This window comes from Bifidobacterium sp. wkB338 (assembly GCF_003688325.1).
GTDB classification, from domain to species: Bacteria; Actinomycetota; Actinomycetes; order Actinomycetales; family Bifidobacteriaceae; genus Bombiscardovia; species Bombiscardovia polysaccharolytica.
The window spans coordinates 1-17,575 of the sequence record NZ_NPOR01000007.1; the positions used below are offsets into that span (position 1 = coordinate 1).

At 60.0% G+C, this 17,575-nt stretch carries 7 protein-coding genes; 6 read left to right on the plus strand and 1 reads right to left on the minus strand.

Features of this window, described 5'->3' with window-relative positions:
* The 3 genes from CI603_RS01220 to CI603_RS01230 form a co-directional block, all read left to right on the plus strand.
* Positions 1-3,606: InlB B-repeat-containing protein (locus CI603_RS01220; protein ID WP_121912722.1), on the plus strand; the 3,606-nt coding region annotated here is incomplete at its 5' end.
* A 312-nt stretch (positions 3,607-3,918) separates the two neighbouring features.
* Positions 3,919-7,533, plus strand: a complete 3,615-nt coding sequence (locus tag CI603_RS01225; protein WP_183122187.1) for an InlB B-repeat-containing protein — start codon at positions 3,919-3,921, stop codon at positions 7,531-7,533.
* A gap of 287 nt (positions 7,534-7,820) precedes the next feature.
* Positions 7,821-10,244, plus strand: coding sequence for a beta-L-arabinofuranosidase domain-containing protein (locus CI603_RS01230; protein ID WP_183122188.1), 2,424 nt, complete (start codon positions 7,821-7,823; stop codon positions 10,242-10,244).
* Positions 10,245-10,249: 5 nt separating this feature from the next.
* Here the strand turns inward: CI603_RS01230 and CI603_RS01235 are convergent, their stop codons facing one another.
* Positions 10,250-11,299: a LacI family DNA-binding transcriptional regulator gene (locus CI603_RS01235; protein ID WP_121912725.1), complete on the minus strand. Its 1,050-nt coding sequence runs from the start codon at positions 11,297-11,299 to the stop codon at positions 10,250-10,252.
* 298 nt (positions 11,300-11,597) lie between these two features.
* Here CI603_RS01235 and CI603_RS09145 point away from each other — a divergent pair, with 298 nt between their 5' ends.
* The 3 genes from CI603_RS09145 to CI603_RS01245 all read left to right on the plus strand — a co-directional run bounded on the left by CI603_RS09145 (position 11,598) and on the right by CI603_RS01245 (position 17,438).
* Entirely contained in the window at positions 11,598-11,981 is a 384-nt protein-coding gene (locus CI603_RS09145) for a hypothetical protein (RefSeq protein ID WP_259465443.1), read from the plus strand.
* Positions 11,982-12,032: 51 nt separating this feature from the next.
* Positions 12,033-13,223, plus strand: coding sequence for a hypothetical protein (locus tag CI603_RS01240; RefSeq protein WP_259465444.1), 1,191 nt, complete (start codon positions 12,033-12,035; stop codon positions 13,221-13,223).
* Between the two features lie 990 nt (positions 13,224-14,213).
* Entirely contained in the window at positions 14,214-17,438 is a 3,225-nt protein-coding gene (locus CI603_RS01245) for an InlB B-repeat-containing protein (protein ID WP_259465445.1), read from the plus strand.
* Positions 17,439-17,575: the final 137 nt, after the last annotated feature.

Here is a 17,575-nt window from a genome sequence, read left to right on the forward strand (position 1 = left end):
CGCGTAGCTAAGCAAAACCCCGGCACTTCCACCAGTAACGCAACACCTGCAACCACACCACCAACATTCCAGTCACCCCTGGCCACCCCATCGCCCCTAAACACAACATCCCCCCTCGCGCCCAAACCAGACAACAGCACCGAAGACAAAACCGCCGACATCCAGCCCCAAACACGCGCAACAACGCAATACACCATCAAGTTCACCGATCCTGAAGGTGGATCCACCACACCGGACCAGCACGTCTCCAAAGGCATCCAAGCCCAAAGGCCAAACGATCCGGCTCGTCCTGGATACGCGTTCGACGGCTGGTTCACCGACAACGTGGCCTACGACTTCACCCAGCCCGTCACCAAAGACACCACTCTGACCGCCAAATGGACCAAAGATTGGAGCATAAGCCCAGTCAAGGGGCTTACAGCCGGCGGCACAAGAGTGGTCCTGACCCCTCCTCCTTCACGTGGAATCCGCTTCGGCCATGCCAGCGCAGGAAACTCAAATTCCGCGGCCTTGGGGTCGGATGGCAGCATATATAGCTGGGGAGTCGAGTCGGGGCGAGACACCAGCGGCCTATCGGCCAATCAGCCAGGCATCATCACCCCTCCGGCCGGCATCCAAAAATTCACCCAAGTCAGCGCAGGAAACGACTATTCCTTAGCGGTCGGCTCGGACGGCAACATCTACAGCTGGGGAGACAATACGACAGACCAGCTAGGACGAGACACTAGCAAAGCACCGGCAAACCGGCCAGGCATCGTCATTCCGCCGACAACAGGCATCCGCTTCACCCAGGTCAGTGCAGGGGCATGGCATGCCCTGGCCCTGGATGAGAACGGCAACATCTACAGCTGGGGAAGCAATACCAAGGGAGCACTGGGACGAGACACCAGCACCACGCCAGAAAACCGGCCAGGCATCGTGACTTCGCCGACAACAGGCATCCGTTTCACCCAGGTCAGCGCAGGTACTTTCTTTTCACTTGCCATCGATTCGGACGGCAACCTGTACAGCTGGGGAAGCAACGGCGATGGACGGCTGGGACGCACCCCCAGCAGCACTACGCCAGCAGACCGGCCAGGCATCGTTGACCCACCTGACGGAGTCACATCATTCACCCAGGCAAGCGCAGGAAAACTCTTCTCCATAGCCATCGGATCGGACGGCAACCTGTACAGCTGGGGAAACAACGATAGCGGCCAACTGGGACGTGACACCAGCACCACGCCAGAAAACAAACCCGGCAAAGTATCCATACCAGAAAGCGATCAAAACATCATCCAAGCAAGCGCAGGACAATCCTATTGCCTGGCCATCGATTCGCACGGCAACCTGTACAGCTGGGGAAACAACGATAGCGGCCAACTGGGACGAGATGCCAGCAGCATACCAGGAAAAAAGCCAGGCAAACTGCCACCCCCGACCGAGAGAGTCAGCTTCGCTCAAGCTAGCGCAGGTGTGGCCTCTTCCCTGGCCATGGGATCGGACGGCAACCTGTACAGCTGGGGAAACAACGATAGCGGCCAACTGGGGCGCGACACCACCAAGTCTTCCGCCACCAAGGCGGGCGTGGTCGGCTTCCCTGAGAAGCCCAAGCCGACCCGCGTCAGCTTCGGCGATAAGGCGGGAGCAAACCTGACTGCCAACACTGACGGTACGTGGAACGTGACAACGCCCGCACATCCGGAAGAACAGGTAGACGTAGCCATTTCTTGGACCATGAACGGCCAGCAGCCCGACACGCACCTGGACTACACCTACATCAACTCCTACACGGTCACCTTCGACAGCGCCGGCGGCCAGCAGACCCCAGGCCAGCAGCAGATCACCATAGGCAAACAGGCCACACGCCCCACCACAGACCCGGCCAAGGACGGCTTCCTGTTTGATGGCTGGTTCATCAAGGACACCGATGGCAAATCCGATGTGGCGTATGATTTCAGCCAGCCGGTCACCGGAGACATCACCCTGGTCGCGCATTGGAGCCCCGCCAGCACCGGCGGCTGGTCGATCAGCCCAGACAAGGGCAACGCGATGGGCGGCCAGCAGGCGACCATCACCCCGCCCAGGCTCAGCCGCGGCATCCGCTTCAACCAGGTCAGCGCCGGCACTGCAATAAGCGGCTTCTCCGTGGGCGTGGCCAGCGACGGGAACGCCTACGCCTGGGGCGACAACGAGGACGGCCAGCTGGGCCAGGATCCAGACAAGACGCCTACGCAGAACACGCCGGTCAGGGTCCCCCTGCCGGACGGCGTGGACTCCGGTTTCACCTACACGCAGGTCGCGGCAGGCGGCGCCCACGTGGTGGCCATCGGCTCCGACCAGATTGTCTACGCCTGGGGGGCCAACGACCAGGGCCAGCTCGGCAACGGCAATAAGGACACGAAAAACCACCCCAAGCCCCAGCCCGTCAAGGGTGCGGACGGCCAGCCCTTCAAGGCCGTCCAGATCAGCGCCGGCTCCTCCGACTCGGCAGCCATCGACCCGCAGGGACGCGTCTATACCTGGGGCAGCGAGCACTACGCCGCCTACTCATGCGGCACGGCCAGGCCGACACCGACCCTGGCCAAGGACCCCAACGGCTCCGGCCAGGGGCTACATGCGGTACAGGTCAGCGCCAAATACAGCTTCATCATGGCCCTGGACGCGGACGGCAACGTATACACGTGGGGATACAACAACTACGGGCAGCTCGGCAACGGCACAATCGCAGGAGACTACAGCAAAAAATATGCTGCCGACCCAGCACGCGTGCCCGATCCCAAGGATGCCAGCAAGGCCTTCAAAGCAGTCAGGATCAGCGCCGGAGACTGCCATGCACTGGCCATCGGCCAGGACGGCACCCTCTGGGCATGGGGATACGGCGCCGATGCCCAGCTCGGCGACGGCGGGTATGAGAATCGGTCAACTCCCATGCAAGTACGGAGCCCCAAGGACTCCAGCCAGGGATTCAAAGTTGCATGGATCAGCGCCGGCGTAAACAAAACCATAGTCGGCGACGAGAACGGCACAGCCTGGGCATGGGGATTCAACAACTACGGTCAGCTCGGCATCAACAGCACCAATAGCCCGCAGAAGACGCCTGTGCAGATGTCACCGCCTGCAGGTCAAGACAACCCCGCCAAGGGATTCACACCCGCACGAGTCAGCGTCGGAGGCCTCCATACCCTGGCTATCGGCCAGGATGGCAACGCGTACAGCTGGGGCGACAACGAGTTCGGCCAGCTCGGCAACACCAGCATCCCCACAGGGGTATATGTAGACGCTGCCATAAGCCTTGTGCCGGTACCAGTAATGCTCGGACAACTGCAAATCACCGGTGTCAAGTTCGACAAGACGGCTGTGGACCACCTGCAGCAGAATTCTGACGGGTCCGTCACCTTGGCCACTCCCGCTCACAGTCCGGGGCGGGCTGATGTGATCGTGGACTGGACCCTGGGCGGCGTCATCCAGACCCAGGCCCACCTGACCTACACCTACGAAGGCACCCTGCCCCTGACGGGCGGCAACGGCAGCACGGTTCTCCTGCTCGCCGCCGGGCTGCTCGCCGTAGCCGGCGCGGTCGCGGCCGGACGCCACAGGCGGGAAACCCGCATCCAGCACGCCTAGAATCTTCACCCGAGTAAGCAAGCCGGGCCGTACCCCAAGACGGCCCGGCCGACCAGGGTGGCCCCGCCAATCCCCCAACACAACGGAGCCACCCACCTCTTTTTTACCCCTTCCTAGACAGAAAGCCTTACAATTCGGAATTTGACATAACATTTTTTACTTGATTTATCCGGGTGTTGCTTCCGTTTTGGACCGACCCTGTATGCTAACGTTTGTCTAGCTACCGGGAATGTGCCCGGCACGCAGTCGATGAAAAACTTGGGATTTTCATCATTTGACCGCCTTATCTTGGGAAAGGGGTTTGTAGCGATCATGTGCCATCCGGACGCATCTTCCCGGTCAGCCATTGTTGTAGACCTTTTGAAGGTCATCGTCATTCTTCCAGCCAGCATGATTATCGGCAGCCTCACTGCGGCCGACGCCACCGCGAAAACAATCAACCCACCCCAGCCGACCAAATTGGAAGAAACCGCAACAGGCCAGCAAAAAGACGCATCCTTCAGCACAGCAACCCCCGTGGTCACACCCAGGCTGGCGACTGCGACATCCGGCCGTCCGCAAACGAACTCAACTTCGTACCAAGTCATCTTCGACAGCGCTGACGGCAGCAACGTCGACTCGCAGACCATTGCCGAAGGCACCCAGGCCAGCCGGCCCGCCAAGGACCCAATCAGGAAGGGCTACCAGTTCGACGGCTGGTTCACCAAAGACGCCAACGGCGACTCCAAGATAGCCTACGACTTCACACAGCCGGTCACCACAGACCTGACCCTGACCGCCCACTGGACCAAGGGAACCAGCGCCTGGAGCCTCTCCCCCACCTCTGGGAAAACCACAGGGGACGCCAAGATCACCCTGACCCCGCCCACCAAACCAGAGATACGCTTCAGCCATATTATCCCTGCAAAAATAGAAGGTTCCCAGGCCATCGCTTCGGACGGCAACCTCTACAGCTGGGGAGACAACAACTACATACTGGGAACCCCTGAAGAAGAAAAGCGCACGCCGAGCCTTATCACTCCGCCAGATGGTGTCCACTTCACCCAGGTCAGCACAGGCTACTACCACTCCCTGGCCATCGGTTCGGACGGCAACCTCTACAGCTGGGGACACAACAGTTACGGCGAACTGGGGCGCGAGACCGTCAGCAAGTCCCCGAAAGACGACCCCGAGATAGACAATCAGCCGGGCCTGGTCACTGCCCCGGCCGGCGTCCGCTTCACCCAAGCCTGCGCAGGAAAATGGCATTCCCTGGCCCTAGGATCAGACGGCAACCTCTACAGCTGGGGAGAAAACAAGCACGGTGAATTGGGACGCGACACGGGTTCCGCCCCATACGACGTCAAGCCAGACCAGGTGCCCATGCCAGCAGGCATTACGAAAATCACTCAGCTCAGCGCAGGGACCTTCTACTCAATGGCCCTCGACTCGGACGGCGATCTCTACACCTGGGGGGACAACAGTTATGACGAACTGGGACGCGACACCGCTTTGGCGGGAAAAGACGGCCAACCGGTCAAAGTGCCCACCCCGGAAGGCATCACAAAATTCACTTGGATCGCGGCCGGAGAGTGGACATCCCTGGCCACCGGCTCAGACGGCAACCTCTACAGCTGGGGATGGAACGAACACGGCCAGCTAGGACGGGACACCGGCGGTTATCCCTACCGTAACGGCAGACCGGGCAAGGTGACCATGCCGGCAGGCGTGACGAAATTCACCCAGGTCAGCACAGAACTCAGGCATACCCTGGCCCTGGGATCGGACGGCAACCTCTACAGCTGGGGAGAAAACAATCGGGGCCAGCTGGGACGCGACACCGGATCGGCTTTATACGGTACCAAGCCAGGCAAGGTGACCATGCCGACAGGCGTCGCAAAATTCACCCAGGTCAGCGCAGGCTATTCCCATTCCCTGGCCATCGGCTCCGACGGCAACCTCTACAGCTGGGGAGAAAACAAGTACGGCCAGCTGGGACGCCGCACCAGCGGCAACTATGACAGCCGTCCCGGCATGGTCGCCTTCCCCGAGGATCCCAAACCCGACAAGGTGAGTTTCGGCGGGACGCCCGGCACCAACCTGACCGCCAACACGGACGGCACCTGGAGCGTCACCACACCCAGACATGAGCATGGCGGGGTGGATGTGGCCGTCACCTGGAAGATGAACGGCAAGCGTCCAGACGCGCATCTGCCCTACAGGTACCTGGGCACTTACCTTATCGCTTTCGACCCCGCCGGTGGCAGTGGGTTCTACCTCCAACTCGTGACGGAGGGCGACCATGTGAAACGCCCCGCCAAGGATCCAACCAAGAGGGGCTACCTGTTCGACGGATGGTTCACCGGCGATACAGCCTACGATTTCAGCAGGCCGGTCACCGGCAAGGTGAACCTGACCGCCCACTGGAGCAGTGCCGACACCAAGTGGAAGCTCGACAAGGCCAGCGGTCCCGAATCAGGCGGCCAGACCGTCACACTGACCCCGCCGATGAAACGCGGCATCCGCATCAGCCAAGTCGACGGAGGAGACCTCCATTCCGCGGCTGTGGGCTCCGATGGCAGCCTCTACACCTGGGGAGACAACAGCAGCCATGGGCAGCTGGGCCGCGACACCGCCGACAAGCAGGACAGCCATCCCGGCAGAGCGGAGGCCCCTGCAGGCGTCAACTTCGTACATGCCAGCACAGGCTATGGATTTTCCGTGGCCCTGGGCTCCGATGGCAGCCTCTATACCTGGGGAGACAACAGCCGAGGCCAGCTGGGCCGTGCCGTCACCAGCAGCAAACCAGCCAACAGGCCCAACAAGGTGGAGTCCCCGGCAGGCGTCACCTTCACCCAGGCGAGCGCAGGCGGATCGCATGTGGTAGCCGTGGGCTCGGACGGCAACCTCTACACCTGGGGAGACAACAGCGCCGGCCGACTGGGCCGCGACACCAGCAGCATCCCTGCTGACAAGCCTGGAAAAGCCGACACTCCGGCAGACGTCACTTTCAGTAGCGTCAGTGCTGGCTGGTGCCACACAGTGGCTCTCGACACTCAGGGGAATGCGTACACCTGGGGTGGCAACACCCACGGCGAACTCGGACGCAGCACCACCAGCACTCCGGCAGACAAGCCCGGTAAGGCCGACACACCTGCAGGCATCGTCTTCACCCAGGCCAGCGCAGGCGGAAGCCACTCCGTGGCCGTAAGCGACGATGGCAGCCTCTACACCTGGGGCAATCCCGACAATGGACGCTTGGGCCGCGACACCAACAGCACACCCGCAGACAAGCCAGGCAAAGCCAACATCCCGACAGATCTCGCCTTCACCCAAGCCAGCGCAGGAGACGAACATTCCATCGCCTTAGGTTCCGACGGCAACCTCTACACCTGGGGAGACAACAGCCATGGGCGCCTGGGCCGCGACACCAGCAAAACCCCGGCAGACATGCCAGGCAAAACCGATACGCCGGCAGGCATCACGTTCACCCAAGCCAGCGCAGGAGCATGGCACAGTCTGGCCCTGGGCTCTGACGGCAACCTCTACAGCTGGGGAAACAACACCAATGGTCAGCTGGGCCGCGACGCCGGCAACACCCAGGCCGCCAGCCCGGCCATGGACAATTTCCCCGGGCAAGGCACCCCCACGCATGTCCTGTTCGACAATGTGGAAGCCCCTGACCTGACCAAGAACCACGACGGCACCTGGACGGCGACCACGCCGGCACACATGCCCGGCACGTCAACCGTCACCATTGACTGGAGGCTGGATGGAGCAGCCCAAACCCCCGATACCAGCAACACGTATCGGTACACCTCCATCAGCCTGCTGCCCTCGGCAGGAGGAGGCGGCCTGCTTCCCCTGTTAGTCGCCGGGCTGCTCGCCTTCGCATGCGCTGCAGCAGCCAGACGCCACCGGCTGGGAACCCTCAGCCGACAACAATAAAGACTTCTCTTGTGTAAGAAGGTCCGGGTTATCACTATCCCCAACACAAAGCCCGGACCACAGGGGTGGCCCCAACTCCCCCGACGCAATGGGGCCACCCATATACTTCCTTCAGAGCGGCAATGGCATCGCATGGCAACATCGCCAACATGGACAATGGCTTATACCGCGACATTACCGTATATGTAGCGCTACAATTAACGTCAGCAACGCCGACAGCTCAGCCACCGCAGGCCTGTCCGAACGGCACCCCAAACACAGCCGTCGAATCGTCGCAAGGAGGAGCCATGACCGACGCACGCCATCAATCCCAATCAGCGCAAAACCATCCTGGACCGGATGTCCGCTTCGCACCATCCCAGGTCCGACTGACCCCCGGCAGCATCTATGCCGATGCACAGCAGGCCGGCTCAGACTACCTGCTCAGTCTGGATCCCGATCGCCTCCTGGCCCCCTATCGGCGCGAGGCAGGTCTGCCCGCCAAGGCGAATCCATACCCCAACTGGGAATCCATGGGTCTGGACGGCCACATCGGCGGCCACTACCTGTCCGGACTGGCGGCCTACTGGCAGAGTCTGCAAACCTGGCCCTTTCTGGAGCGCGCCACCCGCATGCTGACCGGCCTGCTCGAGTGCCAGGATGCCTCGGGCGACGGCTTTCTGGGCGGCATGCCTCACAGCGCCGAGCTCTTCCGGAACCTGCGGCAGGACCACGTGCAGGCCCAGTCCTTCGATCTGCTGGGCTCCTGGGTGCCCCTCTACAACCTGCACAAGCTCTTCGCCGGTCTGATGGACTGCTGGCAGTCCTTCCAAACCAAGAGCGCCTCCGACATGGCCCGCGTTATGGTCCTGCGCCTGGCCGACTGGTGGTGCGACCTGGTGGATAATATCGACGAACAGAATTTTCAGACCATGCTGACCTGCGAGTACGGGGGCCTGAACGAGGCCTTCGCCCGCCTCTATCAGCTGACCGGAAAGGACCGCTATCTCCGCCAGGCCCGTCGCTTGACCGACCGCCCCTTCTTCGAGCCGCTGGCCGCCGGCAAGGACCAGCTGACCGGCCTGCACGCCAATACACAGATACCCAAGGTCCTGGGCTACGAGCGTCTGGCCGAGATCACCGGAGACGAGGCCTTCCGCAAAGCCGTGGACACCTTCTGGCATGGGGTGGTGGACAAGCGCACGGTCTCCATCGGGGCCCATTCCGTCTCCGAGCATTTCAATCCACCCGATGATTTCTCGGCCATGGTCACCTCCCGCGAAGGCCTGGAGACCTGCAACAGCTACAACATGGCCAAGCTGGCACTGCGCCTTTACGACCGCACCGGACAAGCCCGCTACCTGGATTTCTATGAGCGGGTACTGGTCAACCATCTGGTCTCCACGGTGGGCATCCGCGAGCATGGCTTCGTCTACTTCACCCCCATGCGACCCCGGCACTATAGGGTCTATTCCAGCGCACAGCGTTCCTTCTGGTGCTGCGTGGGCACCGGCCTGGAAAACCACGCCCGCTACGGCGCCATGATCTTCGAGCGCCGACCCGGAAAGAATCCTGACCAGGAATCCGCGTCTCTGGCGGTCAACCTCTTCATCCCTGCCAGCCTGGACTGGTCCCAGCGCGGGCTGCGGATCAGCCTGGCCTACGCTCCTGGCCCCGGGACCACCAATATTGGATGCCTGGATCTAGAAGCCGACGACCAAAGCCAGCAGACCCTGGACCTCTACCTGCGTCATCCCTGGTGGCTGGAGGATGCCAACTACCGGATCAGGCAAGGCCAGGCAAACATGACCGTCGAGCCGGCGAAGTCCGATTCGGATGGCGGCCCCCGCTTCGACCACCTGCATCTGACTTGGACCGGCCGAGTGAGCCTGGAGCTGCGCCACCAGGTCCGGGTGACTGCCGAGCCGCTGCCGGACGGTTCGGACTGGGTCAGCCTGCTGCGCGGCGTCAAGGTCATGGCCGCCCGTAGCGACGATGCCGACCTGATAGGCCTGAAGGCTGACGACTCCCGTGCCGGGCACATCGCCTCCGGTCCCCTGCGTCCGCTGGGCGACCTGCCCGTGCTCCAGGGAGCGCCCCAGGACTTCCTGCTGTCCCACCCCCAGGACGACGGCGCCATAGAAGTGGCCGTCTCCAGACCCAAGACCGGAAAACAAGGGTGGACCGATTCGCGCCTGCTACTGGTCCCCTTCACCTCCATCGAAGCCTCGCGATACTCGGTCTACCTACCCTGGGCGAAGGATGGCGATAAGGACCGTGTTCACCGAGCCCTGGAAGAGATCGATGCACAGGAGCAGGCCCATGAGCTGCAGGTCTGCGACCGGGTGGACTGCGGGTCCCAGCAGTCCGAAATCGACCACGAGTATCAGGGCAGGAATGACCGGCAGGAGCTGATTGAGGGAATCAACACCCGTCACGCCCTGGCTGGGGGCTGCTTCTCATACCGGCTGCGGGATGCCACCGGCGGCGCGAAAATGCTGGAGGTTGCCATGCGGGACCAGCACAGCGCCGCACCCTACTCCCTGCGGACCGAAGGCCTGGAATTGGGCCAGCCCGTAAGAAGCCACGAAAACGGCAGAATACTGGACCGTTACCCCTTGACCGGTCGTGGACTGAACGCTCTGCCCGACCGGGCTGTCAGGGTACAGGTCCAAGCCGGAGGCGAAGGCCCCACCCCTGACCTGCTGACTCTGGCACTGATTCGCGGTTGAAGAGTTCAGAACCGGGCTGTACTGCCAGCCTCCACCAGTGTGAAGGGCAGGTCCACCTGCTCGGGCTGATGTCTACCGGACGGATCCTTCATCCGAGCCATGAGCAGTCGCAGGCACTCGACCGCCACCCGGTCAGTGTCTACGCGAATGGTCGAAAGGGCAGGTGTAAGGAAGCGGGACACTTCCAGCCCGTCGAAACCAATCAGGGCTACCTGCTCGGGTACTCGCACACCATGTGCACCTAGCGCGTGCAGGGCCCCGATGGCCACCACATCCGTCAGGGCGAAGACCGCGTCAAAATCCCTGCGGCGAGCCAGCAGAGCGACCATGGCCTGGTCGGCGCTGCCCTGATCCCAGTCACAGGCGACCACATCTTCAGGCCCCAGGCGGATTCCATGACCTTGTGCTGCCTGCATGGCACCCAAGAGTCGCTGTTCCCGCCCTAGGCTGGTCTGAGCCAGCTGGTCTGGGGTTTTGTATGAGGTGCCAAGAACCAGAATCCGCCGACAACCATGGTCTATCAGATGCTCCACTGCTGCCTGGGCACCCTGACGGTTAGGACTGCGCACGGTGTCTACGGATGAGTCCAGCCGCGGACCGTCGAAAACCACCAAGGGATAGCGCCGATTGAGCGCGGCGATAGAATCAGCTGACAGGACCGGCGCGGACAGGATGGTTCCCTCGCAAAATTGGGTGGCGATGTCTGCCACCATGGACGACTCGTAGCTGGCCATCTGCCGCGTCTGCTGGATTAGCGTCTGATACCCCATGCTGAAGGCCTGATCCGATACCGCCGCCGCCAGGGCCGCCGAGAAGGGCGAACGGTCCAGCTCCACAGTGGAGAAGCCGATGATCCCGGACCTGCCCGAGCTGAGTCGCCGGGCCGCCAGATTGGGCCGGTATCCCAGACGTTGCGCCGCCTCCAACACCCGACGCGCCGTGGCGGGCTTGACTGAGGATTTGCCCCGTAGGGCATTGGATGCAGTCATCCGCGACACCCCGGCCTCACCGGCCACATCGTCCAAAGTCGTCACTATGGTCGTCGCTTCCCTCACGCCTGATATGTCAGCTCATTCTATCGCCAGACAGACAAGGACTTAAAGGTGAATATTGATTGACGGTGCGCCGCTTACGCGTCGCTTTCGCTACTACCGCGGTTGGTTAACAATACAGCTATATTTTCTTTCGATGGTATGTTCAATGCTGAAGTGTTGAGGATCTGAGCGCTTTTCGTCATGGCCTTTTCGACTGGTGCAGTGCTGACGCTGGCACACCGGGCAGCTTTTCGCCAGACAAGACGTTTATAGGCAAGCGATGATGGCTTCGCTTGCCGATGTGAGGGGTTTTGATTTCATGCGTCTGGCTTCTCGTCTGCGTCGTGCATCGGCGATGACGGCAGGGCAAGCCAGGCAGAATCAATGCCAGCACAGCACCCACGGTGGAGACAGCCAGCCACTGACACTCACCTGGCAGACGAATATACCTGCACACACGTCCGGACAAGCCGCCATCCTCATCACCGGCAAACAAAACAACCAGTCCTTCACCAGGAGCTTCAAATACATGGTCGACCAGACTCTGTCCAGAGACGCCCAGCCTGGCTCCACCTACATGGTAAGCTTCAATACAACAGGAGGAGGCAAGGCACCCCAACCCCAACAGATCCTCTACCCGTACGGGCGAGTGCAACGGCCCAACCCAGATCCGACGCACAACGGCTACCAGTTCGACGGATAATTCACCGGCAACACCGCCTACAACTTCAGCACACCCGCCACCAAAAACATCATGCTCGCCCCTCGCTGGACCATCAGCCCCAACAAGGAAAGCCAGCCAGGCGATGAGACCACCACCATCACCCCGCCATACAGCCGCAGCGGCGTTAAAGTGAACCAAATCAGCAATTCAATTGGATCTGGCAAGATGCACAATAGTGTTTCCTTGGCTGTGGGCAGCGACGGTAACGCGTACGTATGGGGACACAACACGTCTGGTCAGCTTGGCAACGGCACCAGCAGCGGCTTCAACGGTGCGAATCCTGTTCCTGGGTGTGTATGCGACCCGAACAATCCCAAAGATACAAGCAAAAGCTTGAAAAGCGTTCAGATCAGCGCCGGTTTTGAGCATTCCATGGCGATTGATGCCCAAGGAAACACCTGGTCGTGGGGATGGAATTATTGGGGCGAACTCGGACAGAATACGACGAATGATGATATTCTTCCCCCAGCCCGAACATATAATCCCGACAATCCCACTATCCCCTTCAAAGCCAGCCAGGTCAGTGCGGGATACGACACGTCCCTAGCTGTCAACAACAATGGAATTTCATGGTCGTGGGAACGAAACGATTACGGCCAACTCGGTTATACCAACTATGACAGTTCCACTGTTCACAGACAACCAGCAAAAGTGCGAAATCCTGGATCCCCAAACAACACTGATCTAAGTCTGAACAGCACTCTGGTCAGTGCGGGAAATTGGGATTCTCTGGCTATCGGCAAGGATGGATACACGTATGCATGGGGATACAACGGCTATGGTCAGCTCGGCAACAACAGCTACAAAGATGCCTATGCCCCAGTGTTAGTGGAGTTCAACCTGTCTCGGGTGATCAGCGCAGCCAGGTTCGACACTAGCCCCGGCACGAATCTGAACAATATCAGCAACAGCAACAGCGTCACCGTGCTCACGCCCGCGCACGTGCCGGGCACGGTCACGGTCAGCGTGGACTACACGATGGGCGGCTCAGGACAGACTTTGACCGACACCTCCTTCAAGATACACGTACCTGTCTGCAGGCGTTCTTCCCCGGGCCGGAGGGGAAGGCATCATGCTCGCCCTGGCCACCGGCATGACCAGCATGGGCGCGATGCTGGCCTCCCGCCGCCACCGGAGAGAGCAACACCATCTATTGCACGCTTTGCACGAGTAAGAAAGGCCGGGGGCATATATCCCCCCCCCCACCTCCTGCCAGAATAAGGGGAGCAGGGAAGCAAGCGTCACTAAAGGCTCAAATCCCCAAGTGAGCCGACGCCCCTCCCGCATCCCCACCACACTTATTGATCAACCACACGACAGCGATAAAGGAAGCAACTGCTCTTGACGTTGGAGGTTATTGTTTCGTGTCAGGAACAAAACCTATGGTTGTTTGCTACTTGTTACCATGCTTGTCTGGGTCGTCTTTTTGCAGACCAAGCAAGAGCAAGCTTCTATAGTCGGCTGCTTTGAGATGCTGAAACCCCCGCCGATTCAGTTGTTTATCAGCGTTCTATGGCCAATCAGTGATGAATATCGTGGCGGGGGCGAGATTCAATAGGGTAATGCTCACGCAGCGCTTTCACCAGTGATGCGATTAATCGAAATTACTGTGCTGCCGTAAAAACCGACGATGACACGGTCTATAAACCAGATAATTCCAAATCACTTACCACAAATTACTTCGTGTGTTGCTTTTTAACTTGGTGGTATGGTGAAAATAGGGGTGTCGGAAAACAGATGGCTTTCCGCTATGGCTCGTGCAATCTGATGCTGAGTCGGCATTGAAAGACAGAAGGACTTTCCGACAGACAAGACGTTATGTGCAGGCGGCTTTGACACCGCTTGACGTTTGGTGAAGGGGTTTTGGTTTCATGCATATGGTTTTCCGTCTGCGCCGCATCTTGGCAATGACGACCGTCCTGCTGAGCCTACTAACAGGTCTGAGCGTCGCATCCGCCCAGGCGGACGCTCCTGTACTCACCGGGGGGGGGGGGTCGTCAGACCCCTCGCGTAGCTAAACAAACCCCAGGCATTACCCCCAGCAGCACAACCAGCACACCACTGCCCTCACCATCGGTATTACAAGCCACCACACCATTAAGCCCAACAGCGAGTCCAGTCACCCCGTCATCAACGACGGGAACACTTGACAGCACAAACTCCGTTGCGGCTAAATCATCAGAAAAAACGGATGATCAAGATGCACACGAGGTGCACTTCGACCCGGCCGACGGCAGCACACCAACCAAAGCAGCCGTGAAAACCGGGTCTTTAGCCACCTCTCCGGAAAAGAATCCGCAACGTGAGGACTTCCGGTTCGACGGGTGGACGCTTGACGGCCAGCCCTATGACTTCCAAACCCCAGTACTCCGGAATATGACCCTGAAAGCTCAGTGGTCGAAAATCACGGACTGGACGCTGAGCCCGGACCACGGGCCCGCCTCCGGAGCCCGTCTGACCATCAGCCCGCCCGACAAGCAAGAACCACGTTTCAGCAATATCCACGCCGCAGGCGACCAGACTGTCGGACTGACCGGCGATGGCAGAATCTACATATGGATGCAGGAAAGCACACCAAAGCAGGTCCCCTTCCCCACCCATACTGCCGACGGGTTCCATTACCTGCAGGCCGCAGCCGGCAGCCATTGGGATGCCGCCTTAGGATCCGACCAGCAGATCTACACCTGGACCAGCGCACAAGCCACGCCCACCATCCTCAACACTGACCAGAACACCGGGTTCACCAGCATCAGCATGCACGATGATCAGCTGCTAGCGGTGGACCGGCAAGGACAAGTCCACCTCTTCCAAACCGACCCAATAGACAACCAGAGCATAAAACCGACAGAACAAGCCGCAACCAGCCTGCCCGGAAAAGCGCAGGCCATCCTCGCCGCCGCCTCCAACAAGCGGATCCTCATCTTGGACGCGGACGGGCAGGCCTGGGCCTGTGAGACGAGCAAGATTGGAAAAGCCGAACCAGCACGCGTCAAGCAGGACCAGGGCAGACGCATCATCCAAGCAGCAGCTCTCAACCAGGGGTTCCTCCTGGCCGCGGACGGTCAGGCTTGGTACCTGGCCGACGGCACAACCAACATGAACCTGGTCGGCTTGCCGGACGGCGCGCAGACCAGCTGGATCATCGCCAACGAGGACCAGGCCTTGATCACAGACACAGAGGGATGCGTTTGGACGTGGAAGCCCAGCGAAACGCCGATGCGCGTATACAACGGGAATCAGAAGTACGTACAAGCCGCCAGTGTTGGCAGCAAGATCACCGCCATCGACAAGCATGGCAGCATACTCACGTGGAGTCTGGACGCTCAAGGCCAACTCAGCAAACCGGTCAGGCTCAACACCACTCAGGTGCCCACCCTTGAATCAGCCAGTATGGACAGCCAGCCGCTGAAACTCACCGGAAAGAATCATACCTGGCAGGCAGATGCCCCAGCCCACAAGCCCGGACCAACCACCATCACACTCGTCGGCAGGCAGGATGACCAGACCTTCACCAAAAGTCTCCAATACACCGTAGACCAGCCGCTGACCAGGGACACCGAAACAGAAACCAGCTACACGGTTTACTTCAACACAGGCGAGGGAGACCCGACACCCAGCAACCAGAAGGTCTCCTATCCGTACGGCAGGGTACAGCGGCCCTCCCCCGATCCGGCCCGTCAAGGCTACCTGTTTGACGGGTGGTTCATCAAAAACGTCGCCTACGACTTCAGCAAGCCTGTCACAGACAACCTCACGCTCACCGCCAAATGGACACCCAAGAACCCGGGCAACACTTGGAAGATCAACCCTGACAAGGGTGGCCAGCTTGGCGGGCAACAGACCACCATCACCCCACCCGCCAATATCAGCGGCATCAAATTCAACCAGATCAGCAGCTCAAAAAGCACTTGGTTTGCTTTTTCCTTGGCTGTGGGCAGTGATGGAAACGCCTACGCTTGGGGGAACAATGACTATGGCCAGCTTGGCGATGGGACCACTACTCAACGAGACAAGCCGGTCGTGGTGAAGAAGCCCAATCCCATGATATATACGAATCTACCAAATGATTTCACCTATGTACAGGTTAGCGCCGGAGATGGGCATTCGCTTGCCCTGGGCAGCGACGGATACGTGTACGCCTGGGGAGACAACACATATGGCCAGCTTGGCAACAATACCAACGGCGGTTATTCCACTGCTCCCTTGCGAGTGCGTGACCCCGCTACCAGATCCAATGCGACCACGGGACTGAAGTCCATACAAGTGAGTGCCGGAGGCGAACATTCGCTGGCAATTGATGCAAATGGAAGCACCTGGGCATGGGGACGTAATCACTATGGCCAGCTCGGCAACGGCACTAGCAGTGCGTCTAATGTCGCGAATTCTATTCCGGTACGCGCAAAATTCCCCATAACTGAGGACAAAGAGGTGAAAGTAATACAAGCAAGTGCCGGGTATGAGCATTCGCTGGCAATCGACAATGAAGGCAACACCTGGGCATGGGGATACAACAGGTATGGCCAACTCGGCAACGGCGATAGTAGTACAAATACCGCTCCCACGCTGGTGCAATACCCCAAGAAAGAGTCAGGCAGCGTTACAGCTGTACAGGTCAGTGCAGGAGGCTGGCACTCGCTCGCAATCGACACTGATGGCCAGGCTTGGGCATGGGGATACAACTATTATGGCCAACTCGGCAACGGGAGCACCAGCGGCAAAAACGCGAATTCTCTTCCCGCGTCCGTACAATTCCCCACCACCGAAAACAAGGAGGTGAAAGTAATACAAGCAAGCGCCGGATTTAAGCATTCGCTGGCAATCGACGAGGAGGGAAGGGCCTGGGCATGGGGGAGTAATGAGTATGGCCAGCTCGGCAACAACACCACGAATGATCAGCATTCTCCGGTGAAGGTATTCGCCTCCACCCAATCCACAAGCTCACTAGGCCCATGCTTGAACGCTACACAGATCAGTAGTGGAGGCTGGCATTCGTTGGCAATCGACGAGGAGGGGAGCGCCAGAACATGGGGATACAACTACTATGGCCAACTCGGCAATCCCGACGCAGGGAGTCGGAGTTTAGCCCCAGTACCAGTAGTGTTCAACCTGCAGCCGGTGATCACCGGCATCACATTCGACCGCACCGTCGTAAAGGACCTACCCAAAAGCCAAGATGACGGCAGCGTCACAGTGGTCACACCCGCTCATGAGCCGGGCACGGTCACGGTCAGCGTCGACTACACGCTGGGCGGCGCAGCCCAAAAGCCGGACACCACCCTCAGATATACCTACACGCCTTTGGGCGTGCTCCCTCAGGCCGGCGGGGAAGGCATACTGCTCGCCCTGACCACCGGCATGATCGGCATGGGGGGTGTCATAGCAGCTCGTCGCTACCGGAGGGAACAGCGACAGCTGTCACACGCTTCGCACGAGTAAGAAAGACCGGGACGGATTAATCCCCCCGCCTCGGCCTCACTGGGGGCGCACGGAGGCGAGTGTCATTCAAGGCTCAATCCCCAAGGGAGCCGACACCCCTCTCGCGCCCCCACCACATCTATCAATCGACCACACGG